This is a genomic window from Kitasatospora sp. NPDC059088, assembly GCF_042738155.1.
GTDB lineage: Bacteria > Actinomycetota > Actinomycetes > Streptomycetales > Streptomycetaceae > Kitasatospora.
Genome location: NZ_JBHYGR010000107.1, coordinates 31,655 through 33,477, shown reverse-complemented (window position 1 = coordinate 33,477; position 1,823 = coordinate 31,655). Strand labels below are relative to the sequence as shown.

Sequence of the window (1,823 nt, the reverse complement as noted above, 5' to 3'; positions counted from 1 at the left end):
GGCCCGCCCCCCCCCCCCTCTCCTCGTGGTTCCCCCGCCCGTGCCCCCCGCCCCCCCCCCACCACCCCCCCCCCCCCCCGCCCCCCCCCGCGCCGGGGGCGGCCCCCCCCACGGATGCCGGAGCGGGAGTCGGCGGCGGCTCGTCAGGGCGACACGGCGTCCGCTCCGGGCGGCTCCGGTGCACCCTCGTCGGCATCGTGCTGCCCTTCGGCCCTGCGCCGGACGTCAGCGGGGGTCGGGGCGATGATCGAACGCTCCTCGGCGGACCGCTCCCGGTCCCCGACCGGCCCGGCCGCCTTCTCCCGGACGTCGGCCGGGGTGGGGGCCGTGATCGAACGTTCTTCGGCGGACCGCTCCTCCGCCGGTTCGTCCGGCTGGGTCCGGTGGTCGTCACGCGTGGTCATGATCAGCGCCCCTTCCTGAGTGGCCGTGGTCGGACGGTTGGGCGGGTGCCCGAATCATCTATTTCTGAATCAGCCGGACGGGCCGCCCGCCGACGTCACGCGACCGCGTCCGGCGCCAGACTGCCCGGCACCCGGCCGTCCGACGCCGGTTCGTCCGGCACCACCCTGTCCGGCACCACGCCGTCCGGACCCACGCCGTCCGGACCCACCTTCGGGCCGGGCTGCGGAGCGACGCCCGCCGTGCCGACCCGGGTGAGCCCCGCAGCCAGCCGACGGACGGCGGTCTCGGCGTCGGCCAGTTCGCCGATACCGGGCACGACGGTGCCGAAGGACCGCTGCCGGTCCGCGGGCAGCGACCGCCAGGCCAGCACCGGAGTCAGCACGGTACTGGCCCGGGCGAGGAACCAGGCCAGCTGGCCGTGGGTGCGGGCGATGCCGACGGCGATCACGGCGAGCGCTTCACGGACGTCCTCCAGCCGGTCGATCACCGGCAACCGCTCCTGCCCGGCAGCGGTGCCGACGGCCCGGACGAGGTCGTCGGCGATCCTCCGGGCCAGCGCCGCGTCCTGCGCGGTGAACGCCAACAGCCCTTCCTGGAACTGTCGTTCGGCCTCCGCCACGAGCTCCGCGAGCTGTCCGGACAGGTCGGCGCCGGAGCTCGGCGGCCGGGCCTGCTGTGCCCTGCGCACGGTCATGGCGATCCTTCCCGATGGGCACTCGGCGCCCGGGGGGGGGAGGGCACCGATCCCACCCTGTTCCACCGTCCGTTCCACCCGCAGCTGCGGGAGCGAAGCAGCGGACCCCGGACAGCGCCGGAAACGAAACGGGCCCGGCCAGGAGCGCGACGGCCCGGCTTTGCGTCCCGCCGCCCGGCGCGTAGCGTCGGCACCGACCGCGCAGCTCGGGGCTGCCGCGCCGACGACGGGTGGTGGGGATGGTCGAGTCGTTGTCGTTCGACAGCGCGAGCAGGGAGGCCACGGAGGAGTTCCTGTCCACGGCCTACACGCCGATGCGGATCGGCAAGTCGGTGGCGGACGCCCGGACCAGCATCAGCCGCCGCTCGGTCGGGTCGCTGAGCGTGGACCGGCTGTCCTTCGGCTACGACCTGGCCTACACCGCGGACAGCCTCGGCCGGGTCTGCCTGATCAGCATGCACACCGGGACCCTCGCCGACCGCACCGGGCCGGGCGGGGAAACGGTGTTCGGCCCCGGCGAGACCTTCCTGGTCGCCCCGCCGGACGCCCCGTACCGGGGCGAGGTCCGGACGGCCCGCTACACCATCGCCATGTTCGACAGCAGCCTGCTGGAGGCCGTCGACCCAGTGGGCGCCGACGGGGGGGGGGCCGGGGGGGGGGGCCGGGGCCCGCCCCGGGCGCGGGGCGCCCCCCCGCCCCACACAGAGATATCACAAAAAAAAAC

General features: G+C 75.7%; 2 protein-coding genes and 1 pseudogene. 1 reads left to right on the top strand and 2 read right to left on the bottom strand.

Going from position 1 to position 1,823, the window contains the following annotated elements:
• Positions 1-143 precede the first annotated feature (143 nt).
• Together ACFWXO_RS34200 and ACFWXO_RS34195 are read right to left on the bottom strand one after the other, a co-directional pair.
• On the bottom strand, positions 144-404 hold the full coding sequence (locus ACFWXO_RS34200; RefSeq protein WP_380528869.1) for a hypothetical protein: 261 nt from the start codon (positions 402-404) through the stop codon (positions 144-146).
• Between the two features lie 95 nt (positions 405-499).
• The gene (locus ACFWXO_RS34195) at positions 500-1,099 is read right to left on the bottom strand and encodes a hypothetical protein (protein ID WP_380528867.1); all 600 of its coding nucleotides are present in this window, start codon (positions 1,097-1,099) and stop codon (positions 500-502) included.
• Positions 1,100-1,338: 239 nt separating this feature from the next.
• On the opposite strand from ACFWXO_RS34195, the pseudogene ACFWXO_RS34190 reads away from it, so the two are divergent.
• Positions 1,339-1,823 (top strand): annotated as a pseudogene (locus tag ACFWXO_RS34190) (hypothetical protein); the annotation flags it as partial.